Source organism: Methylobacterium gregans (genome assembly GCF_022179245.1).
Taxonomy (GTDB): Bacteria; Pseudomonadota; Alphaproteobacteria; order Rhizobiales; family Beijerinckiaceae; genus Methylobacterium; species Methylobacterium gregans.
The window spans coordinates 1-20,275 of the sequence record NZ_BPQM01000032.1 but is presented as its reverse complement, the minus strand read 5'-3'; the positions used below and the strand labels follow the sequence as shown (position 1 = coordinate 20,275).

The window sequence follows — 20,275 nt, the reverse complement described above, 5'->3', positions numbered from 1 at the left end:
TCAGCCATCGCCCTCGGTCAGAGGGCGAGATGAACGGGGTCGCTCCCCGCGGCCGGGGTGGCCGAGCAGATCAGCACCTCGTCGGCCGCGTGGGGAGCGGTGGGCGCCTTCGCGTAGGTGACCGCACCTTTCAGGAGCTTCGTCCGGCAGGTGCCGCAGGTTCCGGTCCGGCAACTGAACTCCGGGCTGAGGCCGCGGGCCTCGGCGAGTTCGAGCAGCGTTCCGGCGTCCGGCGTCCAGCGCGCCTCCTTCGACGAGTTCAGGAAGGCGACCGGAACCGGCTCCGTCGACGCGGGCGGCAGCGCGGCCGCCCCGGCATCCGCCGGTATGCTCCGGACCAGGGACGAGGGACCGAAGGTCTCGGCGTGGATGCGCTCGTCGGCGACGTTCAGGTCCCGCAGCCCGTCGTAGAGCGCCTGCGTGAAGGCCGCCGGACCGCAGAGGTAGAAGTCGTAATCGCCGAACGGCAGCACGCGGGCGAGCAGCGCCATGTCGACCCGGCCAGCGACATCGTAGTCGACACCCGCCATCGCATCCCCGGGTGCGCTCAGCACCCGCACGACCCTCACCGCGCTCCCGGCCGCGGCGGCGAGCTCGGCCACCTCCCTATCGAAGGGACGCTCCTCCTTGGAGCGGGCCGCCTGGACCAGTGTGGTCGGCCGGATGCCCCGGGTGCGCAGGCCCTCGTAGACGAGGTGGCGCAGCATCGCCAGCAGCGGCGTGATGCCGATGCCGCCGGCGAGCAGCACGGCCGGCCGCTTGGCATGGGCGTCGATGGTGAAGCCGCCGGCCGGCGCCCGCGCCTCGACCAAGTCGCCGACCCGCAGCGTGTCGTGGAGGTGCCCGGACACAGTGCCATCGCGCTTGACGCTGATCCGGTAGACCGCGTCCGATGGCGCGACCGAGAGCGTGTAGGTGCGGATGACCGGCTTGTCCGCGCCGGGGAGCGGCACACGGATGGGCAGGTGCTGCCCCGCCTGGTGCGGGATCAGCCCGGACCCGTCCGCAGGCTGGAGGTGGAAGGAGCGGATCGTGCGGCTCTCGTCGACGATCTTCGTGACCGTGAACGGGCGCCATTGCGTCGCGAGGTCGGCGGCCCGGAGCCGGTCGGCGGCCGCGTGCCAGTCACCGGTCATCAGGGAGTTCGGCGACCAGCCGTCCGCCTGAAACGTCCAGCGCAGGGGCAGCGCGCCCCGCCGCCGCACGACCCGGCGGGGCCGGAACGTCCACAGCCGTTCAGCGCCCTGGAAGGCGGCGATCTCGGGGGAGGACAGGACGACCTCGGAGTCGCCCGTCATCTGCAGGAGGTCGCCGGTCTCGAAGTCGGCGAAGACGAGGCCGGCCCGGCCGTTCAGGAGGATGTTGCCGAGCGTGGCGAAGAACAGGTTGCCGGCGAAGTCGGGGACCGTGAGCGTCCCGTCCTCGGCGACGCGAACGAAGCCGGCCTTGCCGCCGCGGTGCGAGACGTCGACCTGGCGGCGGCCGTCACGCTCGGCGTAGGAGGCGACGAAGAACGTGTCGGCACCCTCGACGATGGCGCGCGCGTCCGCGTCGAGGCCGGCGTTCTCCTCGACGGTTCCAGAAAAGGGCTCACGCGGGTCGCGGACGAAGGCGAAGTCGCGCAGCTGGATGTACTGCGGGCAATTGCCGAAGCTCTGGTCGACCGCGAAGTTCAGAACGCCGTCCGCCGCGGCGCGGATGAGGCCGTTGACGCGGTTGCGTCGGCGGTTGTGCAGCTCGATCCCGAGGAGCCCGATGGCCTCCCCGTCGCGCAAGCCCGCGCTCGCCGGGTCGCTCGGATCCGGCCGCACCGCGATGTCCAGTGTCGTCGGCGTCGGCGAGGCGATAAACCCGGGACCGCCGGCGACCAGCGTCGCCCAGGCGTCGCCCCGACCGTCGACGCTGCCGGCCACGATGAACGGGATCTGTTCGTAGAACGCGCGGTGTTGGTCGGGCATGAAGTCCCGCACCACGCGGCGCCCGACCTGCTCCATCCGCTCGGCCACGCCGACCTGCTGCTGGATGGCCTTCTCGCCCGGATGCCAGGGCGAGGACTTCGTGACGGTCGGACCGTCGCTCATGATACTCTCCCGTCCGGTTCGGTCGGGCGCGCGCACCGGCGCGCCCGAACAAGCGGGGTCACGCCGCGGCCGTGAGGCCGGCCGGCGTCTGGACGAAGGGGACGAAGCCCGGCAAGGCCTCGATGCGGCGGAGGAAGGCGTTGACGTTGACGTAGCTTGAGAGGTCGACGTTGCCCTCGGGTGCACGCGCCAGGTAGCTGTAGAGCGCCACGTCCGCGACGGTGGGCCGCTCGCCAACCAGCCATTCCCGGCCCGTCAGATGCGCCTCCAGGCGGCCCAGCAGCGTGTGCGCCCGCCCGATCACCTCCTCGGGCCGGAAATTGGCACCGAAAACGGTGACGAGGCGCGCGGCGGCCGGGCCGTAGGCCAGTTCGCCGGCCGACACCGACAGCCAACGCTGCACGGCGGCCTCACCCTCGGCATTCTCCGGCAGCCAATCGGTCCGCCCCAGCTTGCGCGCCACGTAGACGAGGATGGCGTTCGAGTCGGAGACGACGGTTCCGTCGTCGTCGAGGACCGGCACCTGGCCGAACGGATTGAGGGCAAGGAACTCGGGCCGCTTGTGGGCGCCTGCCTTGAGGTCGACCTCAATCGCATCGTGCGGCACGCCGAGCAACGAGAGGAACAGGCGGGCCCGATGCGCGTGGCCCGAGAGGGGATGATGGTAGAGCTTCATGACCGCGTTCCCTGCTTTCTGTCCGGGTGAAGCCCGAACCACATTGGCAAGGTGACGCGATCAGGGGGTCGGGAGAATGCTCGACCTCCGCAGTTCATTGTTGTCGCGAGCGGAACAATCCATCCTGACGGGCCCGGCCGGTGCGGGATGCACGGCCGGGTCCCTCGAAACGGGTCACGCCTGACCTTTGGCGGCCAGAAAGCTCGCGTAGATGTTGCCGGCGAAGGGCAGGTGGTCGCCCATCAGCCTAGCGTGCGCCTCGCCGGTGGCCGATTGCCAGTGGCCAAGAAGCTCGGCGCCGACCGCGACCCAGGTGATCGGCACGACGCCTGCCTGCACCATGCGGGCGACGGCCGCTTCCTCGACGAGCTTGCTCCAGGTGCCCGATGCATCCAGCACCGCGTAGACGTCGTAGCCCGCCTCGCGGGCCGCGAGCGCGGCGAAGGCCACGCAAACCTCCGTCGAAATGCCGGCGATCAGGAGCTTCTTCCGACCGGTCGCCTTCACGGCGGCGGCGAAGTCGGCGTTGTCGAAGGCGTTGATCTCGCCCGGCCGGTGCACGACGGTCGCGTCGGGCAGGCCCTGGGCGACGACCGGCAAGACCGGCCCGTTCGGGCCGTCGGCCGCGCTGGTGGTGACGATGGCCGGCAGCTTGTAGATCTGGGCGATGGTGACGAGCGCCTTCACGTTGTTCAGGAAGTCCGCGGGCGTCTGGGTCTGCACGCCGTTGGCAAGACCGGTCTGGTGGTCGACGAACAGGACGGCGGCGTTCTCGGCGGTCAATCTCTCGTAGGACATGGTGCTCTCCTTCGGTGGGGATGGTCCCGCTTCGGAGCCACCCGGCACGATGAAGATGCCGTTCCATGAGAAGGGCCACTAGCCGCCACTTCCGGCACTCTGCGTCCCTGAAACCGGAACGCCGCCGGAACGCTTGCCAGGGCGGCACCTGTCGCTGCAAGGGGGCCTTATCGGCCGAACCGCTCGATCAGCAGGTCGGTGAGCGCCTGAACCTTGCGCGAGGAGTGCTGCCCCGGTGGGCGCACGACGAACATCCCGATGGAGGGAAGCGCATAGCGCGGCATGACCGGTATCAGGGTCCCGGCTGCGACGTAGGGTTCCGCGATGACATCGGGCAGCGCGGCGATACCCGCACCCGCGGCCGTCGCTTCCGCGATGGCCACCGCGCTGTCGGCCCGGAAGCGGCCCGTCGGGCGGACCGGGAACGGCTTGCTCCCGGCGCTGAACGTCCAGGTTTCCGTCGCGATCATCACGGCGGGATGGCCGGGCACGTCCTCGGGCGTCTCGGGGGCGCCGTACGTGGCGACATAGTCCGGGCTTGTGAACAGCCGCACGGAGAAGGATCCGATGCGGCGCGCGACCAAGTTCGAATCCGCCAGGTAGCCGACCCGGATGCCGCAATCGAAGCCCTCGGTGACGAGATCGACGTAGCGGTCGCTGTAGCGGCAGTTGATATGCAGTTGGGGATGGCGACGGGTCAGCTCCGCGATGGCCGGCGCGAAGTGCGTCGGGCCGAACGTGGAGGGTACGGCAACCCGCAGGAGGCCGCGGAGCTCGCCGCCAACCGCGACCGCCTCCAGCGCGGCGTCTACCTCCGTGCAGATCCGTGCCGCATGTTCCCGGAACGTCGTGCCCGCCTCGGTCAGGGCCGCGCCCCGGGTAGTACGGGCGAGGAGTTGTGTTCCGAGCTCGGCCTCCAGCCGCAGAAGCCGCCGGCTGACAATCGACTTCGCCAAGTTGAGGCGGCGTGAGGCGGCCGAGACCCCTCCCGCGTCGGCGACTTCCACGAAGGTCCTCAGGTCGTCCACGTCCATCGCGTTCCGCTTCCCGGGACGGAGCTTGCCCGGATCGGACGATACCGTCCCTGGTACGACGACGCTACGTTCCATGGAGGAGATGCCCACCGAGAAAGGACGACGACCATGGACGTGACCAAGCTCAGACGCGGCGACCGCATGGGTGACCCAACCCGTGGCTTCGCCGTCGAGATCATCCGTCCCGGGCTGAGCCTCGGCGGCGGAGATAGCGGCCTAGGCGCCATCGGCCGGATCGACCGCGCCACCGTGGCGCCCGGGCACGTCATCGGGATGCACCCGCACCGCGACGACGAAATCCTGACCTACGTCCGGGCCGGACGGATGCTCCACCGGGACACGGTCGGAAACGCGGAGGAGATCACGGCGACGCGCCTGATGATGATGAACGCCGGCCACACCTTCCAGCACGAGGAGCGCATGCTGGACCACGGCCCGGTCGAGGCACTGCAGATCTTCCTGCGGCCGCGGGCGGCCGACCTCGGACCCAAGGTCCAGTTCCACGACTTCGGGGAGGTGTTGAGCCACGGCAAGTGGCGCCTCATCGCCGGGCCCGAGGGCGCGCCGCTGGAGGTCCGAGCCCAGGCATGGGTCTCCGACGCGCATGTTGCGGCCAGGGCAGCGTTGTCCCTGCCGCCGCTTCCGGCGCCCGATGCGGTTCGCCTGCTCCACGTCTTCGGCGGCGACGTCGAGGTCGGCGGCTTGACGCTGCGGGCGGGTGGTACGGCGTACCTCAAGGGGGACGGCGGGAGGGTGCTGGCCGGCTCCGACGCCGACCTCGTCCTCTTCGTGACCGATCAGGGCGCACCGGTTTTCCGCGGTGGCATGTTCAGCGGGAACGTACTCGCTGATTAATCGCGCGTTCCGCGCACCGGTCGTGTCCCTCGATGGAATTATCGAACTCGACCGGGGCGCGCAGCGGAAGGTGCAACGGTGGAGGTCGGTTGCGAGGCCGGTGCGCGTCGAGAGCCGGACCCATAGTCTTCCACCACGTAGTGAACCGCACTGACATGCCTGCTACCCGTCGGTCGCTAATATGCCCGTAGCTGCTGATGTCGTGGCCGCCGCTCATAGGTCCGCTTCTTCCTACCAAGCGGAGTTCTGGGCTCGCAGGCTTGAAGGTCTGCAAGGGGTCAGGAGTTAGCACGCCGACTGGTCGGCTACGCGCCATAAGCGGTCTTTTAAATGGAGCCGTTGGAACGGCCGCTTAGCTTCCGAAAGCTGCCATTGGCAGGAAATGGCAGGTCCGGGCGGCCACAACATCCTAACATTGTGGGGCATTAAATCACTCTCGGCCGTAGGGCGCGAGCTGCGGATCGACCGGGATCGCCGGCAACCGCCCCATGAACGCGCTGGCATGCCCGACCCTTGAACCACCCGCGGCTACCGTGCCCGACGGGAGCGAGGAGGGGGCCTTGTCCCCGATCCGCGCGAGCCGGGTGGGGACCGGGTGCATCGCGGCTTGGGTCAGACGTTCCGTGTGCGGGTCTGCTATGCTGAAAGCCGACGCGACCTGTCGATGCCGGCCGACGACGGTCGGCGGGAGGCTGGCATGAAACCACGCTCTGCCCTCGTGCTGGCGATGGTCTTGGTAGCCGGGCCGGCCTCGGCCGACCCGGTCGAGCTCGCCACCTTCCGCGATCTGCCGCGGCCGAAGCCCAACCTGCAGGTAACGTACGGCGAGGCTCCCGCGCAGGGCGTCGACGTCTTCCTGCCCGAGGGTCACGGCCCGCACCCGGTCGCGGTCCTCATCCACGGCGGCTGCTGGAGCGCTGGGACTGCCGGGCGCGAGCAGATGCGCCATTTGGGACCGGAGCTGACGCGTCGGGGCATCGCTGTGTGGAGCATCGGCTACCGCCGTGCCAACGAGGCCGGCGGTGGCTATCCCGGCACCTACCAGGACGTCGCTTCCGCGCTCGATCGGCTCGCAGAGGACGCGCCCAGCCACGGGCTGGACCTCTCGCGGGTCGTGCTCGTCGGACACTCGGCAGGCGGCCATCTCGCGCTGTGGGCGGCCTCGCGCGGCTCGGTTCCGGCCGCGAGCCCCCTGCACGGGCCGCCCCGGTTCGTGCCGCGCGCCGTGATCAGCCTGGGCGGCGTAGGCGACCTCGCGACTTTCGCCCGGTTCGTCTCGGTGCTGTGCGGCCCCGGCATCGCGGAACGGCTCGCCCCGGCGGCCACGCTCGCGGAGGTCTCGCCCGCGGCCCTGACGCCGTCGGTCGGGTCGGTCGTCATGGTCAGCGGCGTGCTAGACCGGCTGGTGCCGCCCTGGGTCGCCTACGACTATGCCCGCGCCCTGCGGGGTAGGGTCGCGACCGCACCGAGGCTCGTCGATGTCCCGGACGCCGGCCACTTCGACCTGGTCACGCCATCCACCCCAGCCTGGGGGGAGGTGAGCGTCCTCGTCGAGCAGGCCCTTGAGCCCTGATTGGCCGCCTGCCCGAAGGCAGCCACCGCGAAATCGATGAAGCTCCGGAACTTGGACGTGACGCGCCTCGCCGAGCGTGCGGCCACCTCGGCCGGCGCTCAGTCTTGAAGGACACGGCGCTTGTCCCGCTCGGTGCCAGATCTCACCTTCACCACATGCGCAACGAGTTCGGCGTCATCATCGTAGGAGGAGGCGCCGCCGGCATTGGCGCGGCACGGCGCCTCGCAGGGTGCGGAGAGGCGGCGCTGATACTAGAGGCGTCCTCGCGCCTCGGGGCCGCGCATTCACGTAGGATCTTGGGGGGTTATGCGCGAATGGGCGGCAGCGGGTCGAGGACGTCCTGCGAGCGATGCCGTTCCGACATGCTGCCGAGGTCAGCGCGGCCTCATCCGACCAGGGCCGGACGTCACGAGCCGGGTCCGGGCCCTTCGCGCCGCGCTCATCGTGATGCCGTCGCTAGTCCCGCACGAAGAGCCTGCGGGAGAGGCGTGCTGCGAAGAACTCGGCCAAGGCCTCGACCTTGGCGGGCCGCGCCTGGGAGCTCGGCGTGACGAAGGAGAGCGCACCGCCCGGCAGATGCCAGTCCGGCAGCAGCCCCTCCAAGCGACCGTCGGCAAGGTATTCGCCGGCGATGAAGTCCGGCAGTTCCGCTACACCGAGGCCATCCAGGAGGGCCGGCAGCAGCGCGTCCGCGTTCGTCACCCGCAGGGGACCGGCCGGCACGATTGTCGCCTCCTCTCCACTCCGTCCGGCGAAGCGCCAGACGCCCTGGCGGGCGCGGTAGGCGTAGCCGAAGCAGTGTTCCGGCCTCAGGTCCTGCGGGTGTGCCGGACGGCCGTGCCGCGCGACGTAGGCCGGCGCCGCCACGACGAGAGGGGTGACCGGCAGGAGACGCCGGGCGACGAGCGAGGAATGAGGCAGCGCCGCGATCCGCAGGGCCGCGTCGAAGCCCTCGCCCACCAGATCGACCGTGGCGTCGGAGAGATGCAGGTCGACCGCGATCTCAGGGTAGAGCCGGAACAGGTCCGGGAGGAGAGGCGCAACCCAGCGTAGGCCGAATGACATCGGCACCGCGAGCCGCACCGTGCCGCGTGGCCGGCTCGACAGCTCGCGCGCCGCATCCTCCGCCGCCTCCGCCTCGCGGTAGGAGCGGGCCGCGCCCTCGACCACCCGCAGGCCGAACTCGGTCAAGGCAAGCTGGCGTGAGGTTCGGTTGAACAGGCGCCCGCCGAGCCGTTCCTCCAACCGGCTGACGGCCCGAGAGACGGTCGCGACCGACACGCCTGCAGCGCGGGCCGCGCCCGCGTAGGAGCGCTCCTCGGCGACCTTGGCGAAGAGGGCGAGGCCTTCGAAATCCGGCAGCTTCGACATCGACAGATCTGCAACGATGGTTTGCGGACGTTTCTATATCGCAAGCGCGGCCATGGAGCCATCTTCCGCTCACCAACCCGAACGGGAGTGACCCAACCATGCCCCAGAAGCTTACCGACAAGGTCGCCGTCGTGACCGGCGGCACCAGTGGCATCGGCCTCGCCACCGCCAAACGCTTCGCCGCCGAGGGCGCGCGCGTCTTCGTCACGGGCCGCCGGCAGGCCGAGCTCGACAAGGCCGTTGCCGAAATCGGCCCGGCCGCCACCGGCGTGCAGGCGGATGCCTCCAAGCTCGCCGACCTCGACCGGCTCTACGAGCAGGTGAAGGCGCAGGCCGGCCGGATCGATGTGCTGTTCGTCAACGCCGGCGGCGGCTCGATGCTGCCGCTCGGCGAGATCACCGAGGCGCAGTACGAGGACACCTTCGGCCGCAACGTGAAGGGCGTGCTGTTCACGGTGCAGAAAGCGCTGCCGCTTCTGGCGAGCGGCGCCTCCGTAATCCTGACTGGCTCGACGGCGGGCACGGAGGGTACCGAGGCCTTCAGCGTCTACGCGGCGTCGAAGGCGGCGGTGCGCGCCTTCGCCCGCAACTGGATCCTCGACCTGAAGGGGCGTGGCATCCGGGTGAACACGCTCAGCCCCGGGGCGACCCGCACGCCGGGCCTTGTCGAACTCGCCGGACCGGACGCGGCCCAGCAGCAGGGCCTGCTCGACTACCTCGCCTCGAAGATCCCGATGGGCCGGGTCGGCGAGGCCGACGAGATCGCGAAGGTGGCCGTGTTCCTGGCCTCTGACGACGCGAGCTTCGTCAACGGCATCGAGCTCTTCGCCGATGGTGGGCAGGCCCAGGTCTGAGCCTCCCACGACAGCCATCCAGGACGCCGGCCGCCTCATGCCGGCGTCCCTGTCCCAGACTTTCAGTGCGACTGACTTCACCGGGGATCTGAAGGCGATCCATGTGCCCGTATTGGTGATGCATGGCGAGGACGATCAGATCGTTCCAATCCACAACTCCGCTATAAAGTCGATCAAGCTGCTTAGAAGCGGTACGCTCAAGACCTACCCAGGGCTACCGCACGGTATGTGCCAGACGCATCCGGACCTAATAAACTCTGATTTGCCTGCCTTCATACACAGCTAATCTGCTCGGTGAGGTTCCGCGGACTGGGAATTTCTTCGAAGCATCGTTCGGATTTTTGTGACCTCCTCTATCGATCATTATCGGGCACGCTTCGACTATCCCAAGCCCGAAGCGTGTCGGCAACAAAGTCGAGAAAAACTTGCAGGCGTTCGGGCGCTAAGCGAGCATAGGCGTGAAGCGCGTACACCGGCACAGTTGCCAACGGTACGTCGGAGAGGACGCGTCGTAGGCGTCCTGACGCCAGGTCGTGGCTCACGGACCTGTGAAGAATTTGCGTAATCCCGAGCCCGTTCACAGCAGCGATGCGCAACGCCTCGCCATCATCGGCGTCGAAAGCGCCAGCTGGCAGCGCCACCGTTGGCCCCCATGCCGACCGCACCGGATAAGGCAAACCACCAAGTCTATAGCGGACATGCGTGTGTCTTTGCAGGTCGGTCAGGGTGTTGGGTGTACCGACGCGGTCGAGATAAGCGGGAGCGGCGACTAGCACGAGCTCTAGCGTCCCGAGTAACCGCGCGGTCAGTTCCGTGTCCGGCGGCGTACCTGCCCGGATCGCGACGTCATAGCCCTCGTGAATAAGATCAACCCGCCGATCACTCAGATTTGCCTCAAGTCTCATCCGAGGATGACATGGTAAAAACACGCGTGTGATCGGCTCCAACAACGCGCGACCTAGTTCCGCCGGCATGGTCACCTTGATCCTGCCGTTAGAAGACTGCTCACCAACCATGCCGCTCGCGTCCTCAATGGCATGCACGAGTGGGGCAATGCGGTCATAATAAGCTTGGCCTTCTTCGGTAAGCGCCAGTGATCGCGTCGAACGATGAAATAACCGGACTTTCAAGCGCCGCTCGAGCCGGGCGATACTCTTGGAAATGGCAGAAGGCGTCGTCTCTAGCAATCGAGCCCCTGCGGTGAAGGAGCCTGCCTCCACCGCTCGGACAAAGGCGCCGAGACCATGCATACGATCCATCGCTATTACTCGCCTTTTGGAACAAGTGGATGGTTCAGTGACGGACTTAGCACGACGCTAGGAAGAGACGAGATTGCAACAGCCAACAAAAGGAACGGCCATGCATCTCAAAGACAAAGTAGCAATCGTCACCGGAGGTAACAGCGGGATCGGCTTCGCGATTGCCCGCACATTCGTGGATGAAGGCGCGCAAGTCATCATCGTCGGGCGCCGCCAGAATGCAGTAGATAAGATTGCAGCACAGCTCGGTGCATCCGCATATGGCATTATCGGCGATGTCGTCGAGCTCGCCACCCATCAGCGTGTCGCCGACTTCGTGTCCGAGCGATTCGGAAAAGCGGACATCTATGTTGCCAATGCCGGCATCAATGTCATTGCGACGACATTGGACGTGTCGGTCGATGATTATGATAGGCAGTTCGCTACAAATGCACGCGGTGTCTTCTTCGGCGTTCAGGCCATCTTGCCGCATATCCGCGACGGCGGCAGCATCATTTTGACCAGCTCGATCGCAACCGCAAAGGTACTCGACGGACACGCGGCCTATGCCGGTGCAAAGGCTGCGACGGAAGCATTTGCACGTAGCTGGGCGTTGGAGCTTAAGGACCGGCGCATCCGCGTCAACGTGCTCAGTCCCGGCCCGACCGACACGCCCATCCTCGGCAAGCTGGGCATTGCCGTGGAGGCGCGTCCTGCACTTGAGGCGCAGCTCACCAAGATTATCCCTCTGGAGCGCCTTGGCACCGCGGAGGAACTGGGGCGCGCCGCACTCTTCCTCGCATCCGATCAGTCCAGCTTCATCACCGGGGTCAACCTCCGCGTCGATGGCGGCATCTCACTTGCCTGAATGTCGAAAACGAGCATGATGTTCAATACCTCGGACTTCACTGTTGGCGTCTTCATGTTGGCACTCATTTTGGTCTGAAGACGGATAGTGGACGCAAAGGTGTGGCAGATACTGACCTGACCGGTATTTTGGACCGAGCCGAGTGAGAGGCTACTGCATGGCCGCTGCCATGGGTAGGCGGAAGGCCAGATCGGGGAAGCTGACAGGCGCGGGCGGGCCGGTAGCCTAAGGACGAGTGCGGCCGGACGCGGTTGTAGGTGGTCTGCCACAGGGCGATCACGGCCTGGGCTTCCTTGAGTGAGTAGAAGATCTCCTGGCGCAGGCACTCGTCGCGCAGCTCTGCTCGGAGATCTCCACCTCCTTGCACGCCAACGCCAAACTCTTGCCCTGGGCGGTCTGAACCTCGATCTGGCGCAGCTTCAGCACGACCTGCTCCGCGCTCGCCTTCTGTCCTCGTCGCATGTCCGACTCCCTCGGTCCAAGCTGATCCTCTCAATCAGCCCGGTCCAAAGCCAGCCGGTCAGGTCACACCAGCACGGACATAAAAGCAGCCATCCGCGGCCATGAAATGTCAAAAGACCTAGCTGTCTTCTTTTGCGGAAGTTCCTGAACTTAAATCTTATGAAAACCAGTCCACTCAGCGGACAGCTGCCACAGGCGCTCCGCCGCCTCCGGATCGCAAGCCCAGGAGCTGACGCCCTTCCTCCCACCGCCTCCCTCGTTGACGATGGCAATGTCGCAGTCCTCGCAGTAGACGCCGCCAAGGCCGTCGAGACGCGGGTTCGTGGCGCACCAAACGCTGGTCGCGGCCCCTTGCTCCATCGTCTTCATCCCGCGTTTGGGATCGATGATGGGGCGGCCCTCCTCGTCCAGCGCGTCGAACGAGGCGATCTCCTCGGGGCTGAGATGGCGTGCGAGATTGGTCAGGATTTGGCCTGGATGAAGCGAGAAGGCCTGGATGCCGTGACTACGTCCCCGGCGGTCGAGTGCCATTGCGAAGAGGGCGTTGGCTGTCTTTGACTGCCCATAGGCGACCCACTTGTCGTAGCGACGAACCCGGAAATCGATATCTTTGAAGTCGACCCCGGCGATCTGGTGGCCGCGCGACGAGACGCTAACGACGCGTGCACCCTGTGCTGAAACGAGGGCTGGCCAAAGGCCGAGCGTGAGACGGAAATGGCCGAGATGGTTCGTCGCGAACTGCGCCTCGTGTCCTTCAGCGTCCCGCGTTTCCGGTGTCGCCATGATGCCCGCGCTGTTGACCAGAATCGACACGGGCCGGCCAGCGGACACGACACGATTAGCGAAGGTGGCGACCGATCGGTGATCGGCAAGGTCCAGGAGTTCGACCGCTGCGCCCTTGAGGCCGCTTAAGGCGAAGCTTGCCCGCTCGGGATCGCGCGCCGGGACGATCACGTGGGCCCCGGCGTGAACGAGCGCGCGTGTCGTCTCGAGTCCAAGGCCCGAAGCTCCTCCGGTCACGATGGCAAGTTTTCGCGAGAGATCGATTCCAGAGACGACCTCCATAGCGGTACTGGCAGCGCCGAAGCCGGAGCCGATGGGCGTTTGCTGTGTCATGCTGATGTCCTGCGTGAGCCGGCGCGCTGTGCAGAAGCATGAAGCGCTTTGCGAGGCTGAATGTCGCGTAGGGCGGCTCGGGGGCGCCCGCTGTCTGATTAGTGTGTCCGCAAGGTTGGATTCGGTCTCACCGCGAGAGCCTGCGCGACGTGGCGGAGCTTGTCGGGATTGCGGGTGATGTAGATCGCCGTGATCCGGCCGTCCTCAATGGCGAGCGCAGTGGTTTGGAGAACGTCGCCGCGTTCGCGGCTGATATAGCCGGGCAAGCCGTCGATCCAGACGGGTTCGAGCATCTGCGCCCAGCCTTGTCCCCATTTGCGCCGCACACCCTCGAACATGCGCAGGAGGCGGTCCAATCCAGTGATGGGGTTGATGAAGGCCAAAACCTTGCCGCCGCCATCGGAGCGCAGCACCGCGTTCTCGGCGAGAAGTGTACGCAGCGCTGCGGTGTCCCCGCTGGTGGATGCCGCGAAGAAGGCCCGTGCAATCCGCTCGCCCTCTTCGCGTTCTACGGGGAAGCGCGGACGCGCAGCCTCCACGTTCCGCCGTGCCCGGACGGCGAGTTGGCGCACGGCCGCCGCCTCCCGGTCGAGCGCATCCGCCACCTCGCCGAGCGGCACGCCGAAGACGTCGTGGAGGAGAAATGCCGCCCGCTCAAGCGGAGACAGACGCTCCAGCGCCATCATCAGCGTCAGCGTCAGGTCATCTTTGTCCAGCCCATCTTCCTCGTTCTCGACGAGTGGCTCGGGTAGCCAAGCGCCGACGTAGGTCTCCCGGCGGGCGCGGGCCGACTTCATCTCGTCGAGGCAGAGGCGCGTCACGATGCGCGCGAGGAACGGATAGGGAGCAGAGACCTTCGTCTGGTCCACCGCTACCCAGCGCAGCCAGGCATTCTGCACGACATCCTCCGCTTCGCTGCGCGAGCCGAGCATGCGGTAGGCGATGCGCAATAGCCGCGCGCGATAGGACTCGAAGGTCGCCGTGGCAATTTCGGCCTGCGACATGGCCCGTTCCTCGTAAACGAAGCCGGTTGAGCGAATGTGGATGACCATCGGCTATCCTTGCCGCCTTGAAAAGCTGAGTTCGCGCGCCGCCGCTGTTAGGGCCGGTCCGGCGTCGTCAACACCCGGTCGGCCGTGTCCACGACGAAAACGGCGAGGAGCTTGGAGGGCTCGACGTCGCTGGCATTAGCGCTGACACCGTGGTGATCACCGGGCATTTCGACAAAGCTCTCGCCGACGCGGAAGACTTTCTCCGGGCCGTCGTTGATCCGGCTGCGCACCGCGCCCTCGATCACTGTTGCCGTGATGAAGGCAGATGCGGCGTGGGTGTGAGGCGGTGAGGATCCGCCCGGACCGTACTCGACGAGGACGCCGCGCAGACTCTTGCCTGGAACTGAAGGTAGCGGATGGTCAAAGATCGTCGTGACCCGGGCCTCGCCCCTCGCAACATCGGCCGCCATTGCAGGAACGACGGAGGCGGCAACGAGGGCGCCCAGCAGAAATGCTCTGAACATGGAAGGGGTCTTTCTCCGTGGATGGGGAGAAGCGCAGCGGTTCAGGCAGCAGCGAGCCAGTTCTCGAACCGCGTCGGCCCGAGCCGTGCCGCTTCCGCATGCTCGGGAACAAGCGAACCCTTGCCGAGCGCAGCGCCGAAGTAGCGCGCCGCCCTGTCGGCTAGCACCTCCCGACGGTCGCCGGTGGATGCGATCGAGTGGGCGACGAAGTCGCGGAACGGCAGGCGGTCCGGCCCGGCGATCTCGATCGTCGCGTTGCGCGGGGGAGCAAGCGCGACATCGGCGAGCGCTGCGGCGACATCGGCGGCGGCGATCGGCTGGAAGTCGGCATCGGGAACAACGATGCGGTCGCCTGCGACGGAAGCCTGGGCAATCGTCGCGACGAACTCGAAGAATTGCGTCGCCCGGACGATGGTGTAGGGAAGGTCAGAAGCCGCGATCAATCGCTCCTGTGCGACCTTCGCGAAGAAGTATCCGTTCCCCTCCAGGCGGTCCGTGCCGACGATGGATAGGGCGACGTGATGTTTCACACCCGCCTCGCGCTCCGCGGCGAGGAGGTTGCGGCCAGAGCGCTCGAAGAAGTCGAGCACCGCCGCGTCCTCAAAGGACGGAGAGTTCGACACGTCAACGACGACGTCGGCTCCGGCAAGAACCCCGGCCAAGCCTTCGCCCGTCAGCGCATTCACCCCGCTGCTCGGTGAAGCCGCAATGGCCTCGTGTCCTTGTCGCGACAGTTCGGCCGTCAGATGCCTGCCGATGAGGCCGCTTCCACCAATCACCACGATCTTCATGGTACCCGTCTCCTTGTTCGTGAACGGATGGAGTGGCTCCTTGCCGCTTTCAGGCGTCCGTCGGAGAAATGACGAGGCGGGATGGGCCCGATGTGACATGCCCCGGAAAAAATCAGCGACGTGAGACGTCGAACTGCCGCCGGGGATCGATTGACATCCGCGGGAAGGGGACGGCGCTGGCGCCGCCCCTGACGGAGCGCAGAACCGACTAGGCCTTCGCCTGGACCGGGAGGCGGAACGGTGCACCGAGGCGGTTGAACGCGTTCATCGCGGCGATGGTGATTGTGAGGTCCACTAGATCCTTGGGCGCGAAGGCTGTGCTTGCGGCCGCATAGGCCTCATCGGAAGCGTGCGTATCGCTGACCAGCGTGACTTCCTCCGCCCACGCGAGCGCGGCGCGGTATTGGTCAGAAAACAGGTGGGGTACCTCGGCCCAGACCGGAACCAGGGCGACCTTCTCGAAAGGCATCGTCTTTAGGAGATCCCGGGTGTGCAAGTCGATGCAGTGCGCGCAGCCATTAATCTGCGACACTCGCAGAAAGACGAGATGGATCAGCTCATTGGGTAGATCGGTGCCAGTGGTGATGTAGTGGTGGATGCCATAAAGCGCTTTGGCACCTTGCGGAGCCACCTCGTTCCAGACCAGTCGCTTGTTCTCGCTCATGTCATTTCCTTGTGCTCGGAGCGCCAGAGATCGACGTTCAAAGCCATGACGAGCCGAGCGACTCGGATGTGACGTGCGATGCTGCTTTCTCGTCCGAAGCGGATCATGTTCCAGCCGAGCGCATCTACGCCCTCTTCCAAGCAGGCTGAGCAGGTCGATTGTCGACCGTCATGGGTCGGACACGGAACTTCTGCTGCCGGACCAAGCGCCAAGGTCTGGTCGCCGCTCCCATCCGGACCTTCAGCGGCAGTGCTCCGAATGTCCGTGTGTGGACGCCCCATCGGATTCAAGGGGGTGTTTGAGAGATCTGTGCGCGCAGGATCAGGTGCTTCCGTGTGTCCGGCCTTTCGATGCAGCCATCATCACGGCTGCTGGCCTGTATGGAGATCGCGGATCGGGTCCAAGTCGCTTTCGCGCGCTCGAGGCGCCTGGACATTCACTGGTTTTCCCGACTTCGTCTTCTGACCGTTGCGCCATACCTCTCGACTGACCTTCCCTGCCTCCCTGACGCCTCAGGCCGTGGCGATCACGCCGTGGCCGGAGCTCTGTAGGAGCCGCCATGGGCCATCAAGGCCCAGACGATCCTCGCCATCTTGTTCGCCAGGGCGACGGTGATCAGCATGCGCGGCTTGCGCGACAGCATGCCGGCCAACCATGCCCCAGCTTTATCGGGATCACGCGCCGCGACCCTGGTCGCAGAGCTCGCGCCCAGGATCAGCAACCGTCGCAGGCTACGCTCGCCCATCTTGGTCGTTCGCCCCAGCCGCTCCTTGCCGCCGCTGGAGCGTTGCCGCGGGACGAGACCGAGCCAAGCCGCAAAGTCGCGCCCGCGGCGGAAGGTACTGGCGGCCGGTGCCAGAGCCACGAGTGCGGTCGCGATCACCGGGCCGACACCCGGTATCGTCATCAGCCGCTTGGCCACGGCATCGTCCTTCGCGCGTTGGGCGATCTCGCGGTCCAGAAGTGCGATCTGCGCCTGGAGCGCCTCTAGGCTGCCCGCAATGATGGCCAGGACCGGCCTTGCCTCGGCCGGCACGTCAGATGTCGGGTCGCGGACGATCGCCACGAGTTGGCCAACGTGCCCGACACCTTGGCGAACGACGTACCCGAACTCGGTGAGGTGCCCGCGCAGTGCATTGATCAATTGGGTCCGCTGACGCACGAGCAGGTCGCGCGTACGGAACACCACTGCGGAGGCCTGGGCCTGCGCGCTCTTTCCCTGAACGAACCGCATCGTCGGTCGCTGCGCCGCCTCGCAGATCGCCTCAGCGTCGGCCATGTCGTTCTTCTGCCGCTTCACGAACGGCTTCACGTAGGCTGGTGGGATGAGCCGCGTTTCGTGGCCTGCCAAAGCTATCTCACGAGCCCAGTAATGAGCGCTGGCGCATGCTTCCATAGCGACCACGCAACGCGGAAGTGTCGAGAAGAACGTCAGCACCTGATCACGCCGCAGCTTCTTGCGGAAAACGACGGCGTCGCTCGTATCCGCGCCGTGAACCTGGAAAACTGATTTCGCCAGATCGATCCCGACTGTGCTAACCTCACCCATGGACGCCTCCTGCAGTGGTGTTGCAACACCTCCACTCTGGCACATCGATGCCGTCAGGGGGCGTCCACCCCTACGCTTGGGGTCAGGACTTCGCATTCCGTTGGTCGTGGGCAAGCATTGCCGGCATGCAGCCAATTGGGCCACCGAGGTCCAGGTTCTTGGACCTAGGGTTAGTTGCACTGCGGGGCCGCAGGACGCCCTTTGTGTTTTGGAAGCGGGAGCTATGAGGTTGAGGCACCCGTGCCAGTGAGACGCCAATTTTGGCCGCGTGGGACCCCGTTCGAGGCAGTAGCAGCGGCCCAGCCGCGCGAATCTTGGTGTCTTCCAGAGGCAGCGCGAGATCAGGCCTTCTTTCGGCCAGGGCGTAGAGGAGCTGGCACCTCATCATCTGCCTGCGGAATGGCGAAGAGTTCCGCCACGTCACAACCCAGCGCCCTCGCCAAGCGCTCCAGCACCTCGACCGTCGGGTTGAAGCTGCCGCGCTCGATCCCGCTCACGTAGGTGCGGTCCACGCCCGCATCGACGGCCAGCGCCTCCTGGCTGAAGCCCCGTGCCACCCGCAGCCGCCGCAGGTGCCACGCCACGCGCGCACGTCCGTCCATGGCCGGGACTGCGCCAGCTTGGCAGCAGGGAAACCATCGAATATGTTCGACATAATTGCGAGGCAGGCGCTGCCGCGGCTGAGTTGAGGATGCCCGCCCATCCCGATGACGGCCGTGAGCCTTGCTCGCTTGCCGACCGAGATCCCGATGCGGCTGGCCAAGCAAGCCTGAACGCCATCCGTTCGACTAAACTTCCTCGTCCGCCTGCGAATGAGGAGCCGACAGCAGCAGACGAGGTAATCATGGCGGAGGATCAGGGTTGGCGGGGCATGCTCAAGGCTCTGCAGGCCGAGGGCTGGCGGGGCTACGCCTTCGTCGCCTTCCTCATCGCCTGCATCGGCATCTTCTTCCTGATGCCGCGCCAGAGCGCTCGCGATGCGCTCCTTGCCATTACTCCGGGTCAGATGCCGGCCTGCGACAGCCCGCCCACGCGCCACATGCTCGCCCAGGCCGTCAGCGGCTCCCCCGCCGCCCGCACCCAAGGCCTCGTTCTGCAGAAAGTTGGAGGTCTGCGCGACGCCTTCCCGGGTGTCGCCGAGTACGGCGGCCGGCGGACCTGCCTGGGTGAGGTTTACACCAACGCCGGGCATGTGGCGGTTACCGCCATCCTGACCTGGACGACGCCCGAGCGCGACGAGGTCCACCTGAACGTCCTCTGGTCGTACTGAGCACCGACCGCGTCCTCGGCGCGGCTGGCCCCCGGCACGCGCTCGGCGGCGATGCAGCGTGACCCGCGACCAGTCCTCCCCGTCCGGTCGGACCACCACGCATTACTCCAGCCTACGACAGCCTCGTCCGCGTGACCGAGCAGCCCGTGCTGACGGTCGCATCCTGTCGGGGCCGACTTCACCATCCATGCCGCGAGATCCCCCGCCATGCCTCATCCATCTATCTCTCCTCTCGCAGTACGGCCGGTAGCCTTCCAGCGGCGAACCTTGGCCGCGCCCCTCGGCGTGCTGATGGCCTTGGCCGGAGCGCCGGCCTCTGCGGCCTCGCCGTTCGAGGGCCGCTATCAGGGACGTGGTGAGGGCCAGCTCGCTCTGCAGGTGTTCGCGCTCGGCGACGGCAGCGACACCCACTTCGTCCTGGCCGAGACCGCGCTCATGAACCAGTGCACCGGCGACCTGCGCGGGCTGGCCCGGCCGAGCGGCCCGATGACCTTGGTGCTGCGCAAGACGGAACCGGGCGCCGAGGAGACCTGCACCCTGACCCTGCGCTTCTCCGCCGACCGCGCCCGGGTGCGCATGGAGGAGAAGGATTGCAGCTCCTACCACGGCGCGGCCTGTGCCTTCGACGGATCGCTCAAGCGGCGCTGAGGCGCTCCCGCCGGCGCCTGTTGCCCAGCCCTCCCCTGCCGAGGCGGCCGCAGCAGCGGGCGCGATCACCCGTCTCACTCCTGATCCGGATCACCCGATGTCGCGCACGCTGTTCACGCTCGGTCTCCTGGTGCTGGCCGCGCACCCGGCCCAAGCCAACCCCGCCGTCGATGCAACGAAGGCCGGACTCTGCCTGGAGCTGAAGGTCAACGACCGCAGCCTGCCCTGCAACAGCGACTTCCGGCTGGTCGATGACGGGACGGGCGAGGTCAGCTTCGTCACCGGCTACGGCCAGGGCAATGCCCGGACCGTCATGGCGCTGTTCACGCGCCAGACGCCCGACCTGGAGAACGCCTACGGCTACGCCCTGCGCCTGACCGCCGTGACCCTGATGCCGACCGACCGGCCCGACAGCCAGCCCCTCTACCCGGCCACCGGCCTGTGCTTCATGGTCGAGCCGAACCCGGTCCGGGCCGGCGCGCGGGCGGTGCGGGAGGACGTCGTCGTGATGTGCTCGGCAAGCCTCACGGACGTGGCGGCCCCGGTCCGGCGCATCGACTGGAAGTTCGTGTTCTGAGGATGTCTCGGGATGGATGCTCTCATTCGCCGGGAGGTCTCGAAGGCGGAGGGCTGGGAGCCGGTGGTGTCAGGGCCGATCTCAGGAGCATCAGCATGGATTGGTTCGAGCGGATCACCGGCTTCCCGGAAGGGCCCTACGAAGAGACGCAGGCGGTGCTGTCCGTGGTCGACGGCCGCTTGCGCTGCCGCGGAGGGGGCTACAGCTACGGTGTCGGCACGCTGAGCCTGCCCTCGTTGGCCGAGCTACGATCCCAAGCGCTGGTTGCGCGGGCGTCCGGTCCGTCGCGGCTCTCGATCGTGCAGGGCGATGTCCGCGCCCTGCACCGCGCGCC

The 20,275-nt window shown here is 66.9% G+C and carries 20 protein-coding genes and 3 pseudogenes; 9 read left to right on the top strand and 14 right to left on the bottom strand.

Annotated elements, in window-relative coordinates; translation table 11 throughout:
• Positions 1 to 17: 17 nt before the first annotated feature.
• The 4 genes from MFF54_RS08440 to MFF54_RS08425 all read right to left on the bottom strand — a co-directional run bounded on the left by MFF54_RS08440 (position 18) and on the right by MFF54_RS08425 (position 4,589).
• Positions 18 to 2,081 carry a 2Fe-2S iron-sulfur cluster-binding protein gene (locus MFF54_RS08440; RefSeq protein ID WP_238302163.1) on the bottom strand — a complete coding sequence of 688 codons (2,064 nt, stop codon included), beginning with the start codon at positions 2,079 to 2,081 and terminating at the stop codon, positions 18 to 20.
• Between the two features lie 58 nt (positions 2,082 to 2,139).
• On the bottom strand, positions 2,140 to 2,757 hold the full coding sequence (locus MFF54_RS08435; protein WP_238302162.1) for a glutathione S-transferase family protein: 618 nt from the start codon (positions 2,755 to 2,757) through the stop codon (positions 2,140 to 2,142).
• 174 nt (positions 2,758 to 2,931) lie between these two features.
• A complete protein-coding gene (locus tag MFF54_RS08430; RefSeq protein WP_012321606.1) occupies positions 2,932 to 3,555 on the bottom strand; it encodes an isochorismatase family protein in 624 nt (207 codons plus the stop codon).
• A 167-nt stretch (positions 3,556 to 3,722) separates the two neighbouring features.
• Complete coding sequence (locus tag MFF54_RS08425; protein WP_238302161.1) at positions 3,723 to 4,589, bottom strand: LysR family transcriptional regulator; 867 nt, start codon at positions 4,587 to 4,589, stop codon at positions 3,723 to 3,725.
• Between the two features lie 108 nt (positions 4,590 to 4,697).
• Here MFF54_RS08425 and MFF54_RS08420 point away from each other — a divergent pair, with 108 nt between their 5' ends.
• Together MFF54_RS08420 and MFF54_RS08415 are read left to right on the top strand one after the other, a co-directional pair.
• Positions 4,698 to 5,444, top strand: a complete 747-nt coding sequence (locus MFF54_RS08420) for a pirin family protein (RefSeq protein ID WP_238302160.1) — start codon at positions 4,698 to 4,700, stop codon at positions 5,442 to 5,444.
• A gap of 697 nt (positions 5,445 to 6,141) precedes the next feature.
• Complete coding sequence (locus MFF54_RS08415) at positions 6,142 to 7,017, top strand: alpha/beta hydrolase (protein ID WP_238302159.1); 876 nt, start codon at positions 6,142 to 6,144, stop codon at positions 7,015 to 7,017.
• 456 nt (positions 7,018 to 7,473) lie between these two features.
• Here MFF54_RS08415 and MFF54_RS08405 read toward each other — a convergent pair whose 3' ends face one another.
• Positions 7,474 to 8,388 carry a LysR family transcriptional regulator gene (locus tag MFF54_RS08405; RefSeq protein ID WP_238302158.1) on the bottom strand — a complete coding sequence of 305 codons (915 nt, stop codon included), beginning with the start codon at positions 8,386 to 8,388 and terminating at the stop codon, positions 7,474 to 7,476.
• A gap of 98 nt (positions 8,389 to 8,486) precedes the next feature.
• Here MFF54_RS08405 and MFF54_RS08400 point away from each other — a divergent pair, with 98 nt between their 5' ends.
• Entirely contained in the window at positions 8,487 to 9,242 is a 756-nt protein-coding gene (locus MFF54_RS08400; protein WP_238302157.1) for an SDR family NAD(P)-dependent oxidoreductase, read from the top strand.
• A 55-nt stretch (positions 9,243 to 9,297) separates the two neighbouring features.
• Positions 9,298 to 9,528 (top strand): annotated as a pseudogene (locus MFF54_RS08395) (alpha/beta fold hydrolase); the annotation flags it as partial.
• 67 nt (positions 9,529 to 9,595) lie between these two features.
• Here the strand turns inward: MFF54_RS08395 and MFF54_RS08390 are convergent.
• Entirely contained in the window at positions 9,596 to 10,501 is a 906-nt protein-coding gene (locus MFF54_RS08390; protein WP_238302156.1) for a LysR family transcriptional regulator, read from the bottom strand.
• A gap of 100 nt (positions 10,502 to 10,601) precedes the next feature.
• On the opposite strand from MFF54_RS08390, the gene MFF54_RS08385 reads away from it, so the two are divergent.
• A complete protein-coding gene (locus MFF54_RS08385) occupies positions 10,602 to 11,348 on the top strand; it encodes an SDR family NAD(P)-dependent oxidoreductase (protein ID WP_135419817.1) in 747 nt (248 codons plus the stop codon).
• Positions 11,349 to 11,412: 64 nt separating this feature from the next.
• Here the strand turns inward: MFF54_RS08385 and MFF54_RS08380 are convergent.
• The 8 genes and pseudogenes from MFF54_RS08380 to MFF54_RS08345 all read right to left on the bottom strand — a co-directional run.
• Positions 11,413 to 11,691: pseudogene (locus MFF54_RS08380) on the bottom strand (integrase core domain-containing protein); the annotation flags it as partial.
• Positions 11,692 to 11,960: 269 nt separating this feature from the next.
• A complete protein-coding gene (locus MFF54_RS08375; protein ID WP_135419818.1) occupies positions 11,961 to 12,926 on the bottom strand; it encodes an oxidoreductase in 966 nt (321 codons plus the stop codon).
• 98 nt (positions 12,927 to 13,024) lie between these two features.
• Complete coding sequence (locus MFF54_RS08370) at positions 13,025 to 13,930, bottom strand: sigma-70 family RNA polymerase sigma factor (protein ID WP_167858757.1); 906 nt, start codon at positions 13,928 to 13,930, stop codon at positions 13,025 to 13,027.
• A 95-nt stretch (positions 13,931 to 14,025) separates the two neighbouring features.
• A complete protein-coding gene (locus MFF54_RS08365; RefSeq protein ID WP_284286764.1) occupies positions 14,026 to 14,442 on the bottom strand; it encodes a cupin domain-containing protein in 417 nt (138 codons plus the stop codon).
• A gap of 41 nt (positions 14,443 to 14,483) precedes the next feature.
• A complete protein-coding gene (locus MFF54_RS08360) occupies positions 14,484 to 15,233 on the bottom strand; it encodes an SDR family oxidoreductase (protein ID WP_238302154.1) in 750 nt (249 codons plus the stop codon).
• 208 nt (positions 15,234 to 15,441) lie between these two features.
• Positions 15,442 to 15,897 (bottom strand): carboxymuconolactone decarboxylase family protein, encoded by a 456-nt coding sequence (locus MFF54_RS08355; protein WP_238302153.1) that lies wholly within the window; start codon positions 15,895 to 15,897, stop codon positions 15,442 to 15,444.
• A gap of 526 nt (positions 15,898 to 16,423) precedes the next feature.
• The gene (locus tag MFF54_RS08350; protein WP_238302152.1) at positions 16,424 to 17,446 is read right to left on the bottom strand and encodes an IS110 family RNA-guided transposase; all 1,023 of its coding nucleotides are present in this window, start codon (positions 17,444 to 17,446) and stop codon (positions 16,424 to 16,426) included.
• 341 nt (positions 17,447 to 17,787) lie between these two features.
• Positions 17,788 to 18,048 (bottom strand): helix-turn-helix domain-containing protein, encoded by a 261-nt coding sequence (locus MFF54_RS08345; protein WP_238302151.1) that lies wholly within the window; start codon positions 18,046 to 18,048, stop codon positions 17,788 to 17,790.
• A gap of 242 nt (positions 18,049 to 18,290) precedes the next feature.
• On the opposite strand from MFF54_RS08345, the gene MFF54_RS08340 reads away from it, so the two are divergent.
• The 4 genes and pseudogenes from MFF54_RS08340 to MFF54_RS08325 all read left to right on the top strand — a co-directional run.
• Positions 18,291 to 18,716, top strand: coding sequence for a hypothetical protein (locus tag MFF54_RS08340; RefSeq protein ID WP_238302150.1), 426 nt, complete (start codon positions 18,291 to 18,293; stop codon positions 18,714 to 18,716).
• Positions 18,717 to 18,983: 267 nt separating this feature from the next.
• Positions 18,984 to 19,364, top strand: a complete 381-nt coding sequence (locus tag MFF54_RS08335) for a hypothetical protein (protein WP_238302149.1) — start codon at positions 18,984 to 18,986, stop codon at positions 19,362 to 19,364.
• Between the two features lie 97 nt (positions 19,365 to 19,461).
• Positions 19,462 to 19,941: a hypothetical protein gene (locus MFF54_RS08330; RefSeq protein WP_238302148.1), complete on the top strand. Its 480-nt coding sequence runs from the start codon at positions 19,462 to 19,464 to the stop codon at positions 19,939 to 19,941.
• A gap of 95 nt (positions 19,942 to 20,036) precedes the next feature.
• A pseudogene (locus tag MFF54_RS08325) lies at positions 20,037 to 20,275 on the top strand (hypothetical protein); the annotation flags it as partial.

Excerpts from the sequence above, each read along its gene's own strand:
- MFF54_RS08390 (WP_238302156.1), bottom strand. The coding sequence starts at position 10,501 with ATGGATCGTATGCATGGTCTCGGCGCCTTTGTCCGAGCGGTGGAGGCA.
- MFF54_RS08330 (WP_238302148.1), top strand. The coding sequence starts at position 19,462 with ATGTCGCGCACGCTGTTCACGCTCGGTCTCCTGGTGCTGGCCGCGCAC.
- MFF54_RS08405 (WP_238302158.1), bottom strand. The coding sequence starts at position 8,388 with ATGTCGAAGCTGCCGGATTTCGAAGGCCTCGCCCTCTTCGCCAAGGTC.
- MFF54_RS08355 (WP_238302153.1), bottom strand. The coding sequence starts at position 15,897 with ATGAGCGAGAACAAGCGACTGGTCTGGAACGAGGTGGCTCCGCAAGGT.
- MFF54_RS08370 (WP_167858757.1), bottom strand. The coding sequence starts at position 13,930 with ATGTCGCAGGCCGAAATTGCCACGGCGACCTTCGAGTCCTATCGCGCG.
- MFF54_RS08400 (WP_238302157.1), top strand. The coding sequence starts at position 8,487 with ATGCCCCAGAAGCTTACCGACAAGGTCGCCGTCGTGACCGGCGGCACC.
- MFF54_RS08365 (WP_284286764.1), bottom strand. The coding sequence starts at position 14,442 with ATGTTCAGAGCATTTCTGCTGGGCGCCCTCGTTGCCGCCTCCGTCGTT.
- MFF54_RS08345 (WP_238302151.1), bottom strand. The coding sequence starts at position 18,048 with ATGGACGGACGTGCGCGCGTGGCGTGGCACCTGCGGCGGCTGCGGGTG.
- MFF54_RS08375 (WP_135419818.1), bottom strand. The coding sequence starts at position 12,926 with ATGACACAGCAAACGCCCATCGGCTCCGGCTTCGGCGCTGCCAGTACC.
- MFF54_RS08430 (WP_012321606.1), bottom strand. The coding sequence starts at position 3,555 with ATGTCCTACGAGAGATTGACCGCCGAGAACGCCGCCGTCCTGTTCGTC.
- MFF54_RS08420 (WP_238302160.1), top strand. The coding sequence starts at position 4,698 with ATGGACGTGACCAAGCTCAGACGCGGCGACCGCATGGGTGACCCAACC.
- MFF54_RS08415 (WP_238302159.1), top strand. The coding sequence starts at position 6,142 with ATGAAACCACGCTCTGCCCTCGTGCTGGCGATGGTCTTGGTAGCCGGG.
- MFF54_RS08340 (WP_238302150.1), top strand. The coding sequence starts at position 18,291 with ATGGCGGAGGATCAGGGTTGGCGGGGCATGCTCAAGGCTCTGCAGGCC.
- MFF54_RS08360 (WP_238302154.1), bottom strand. The coding sequence starts at position 15,233 with ATGAAGATCGTGGTGATTGGTGGAAGCGGCCTCATCGGCAGGCATCTG.
- MFF54_RS08435 (WP_238302162.1), bottom strand. The coding sequence starts at position 2,757 with ATGAAGCTCTACCATCATCCCCTCTCGGGCCACGCGCATCGGGCCCGC.
- MFF54_RS08350 (WP_238302152.1), bottom strand. The coding sequence starts at position 17,446 with ATGGGTGAGGTTAGCACAGTCGGGATCGATCTGGCGAAATCAGTTTTC.
- MFF54_RS08440 (WP_238302163.1), bottom strand. The coding sequence starts at position 2,081 with ATGAGCGACGGTCCGACCGTCACGAAGTCCTCGCCCTGGCATCCGGGC.
- MFF54_RS08425 (WP_238302161.1), bottom strand. The coding sequence starts at position 4,589 with ATGGACGTGGACGACCTGAGGACCTTCGTGGAAGTCGCCGACGCGGGA.
- MFF54_RS08385 (WP_135419817.1), top strand. The coding sequence starts at position 10,602 with ATGCATCTCAAAGACAAAGTAGCAATCGTCACCGGAGGTAACAGCGGG.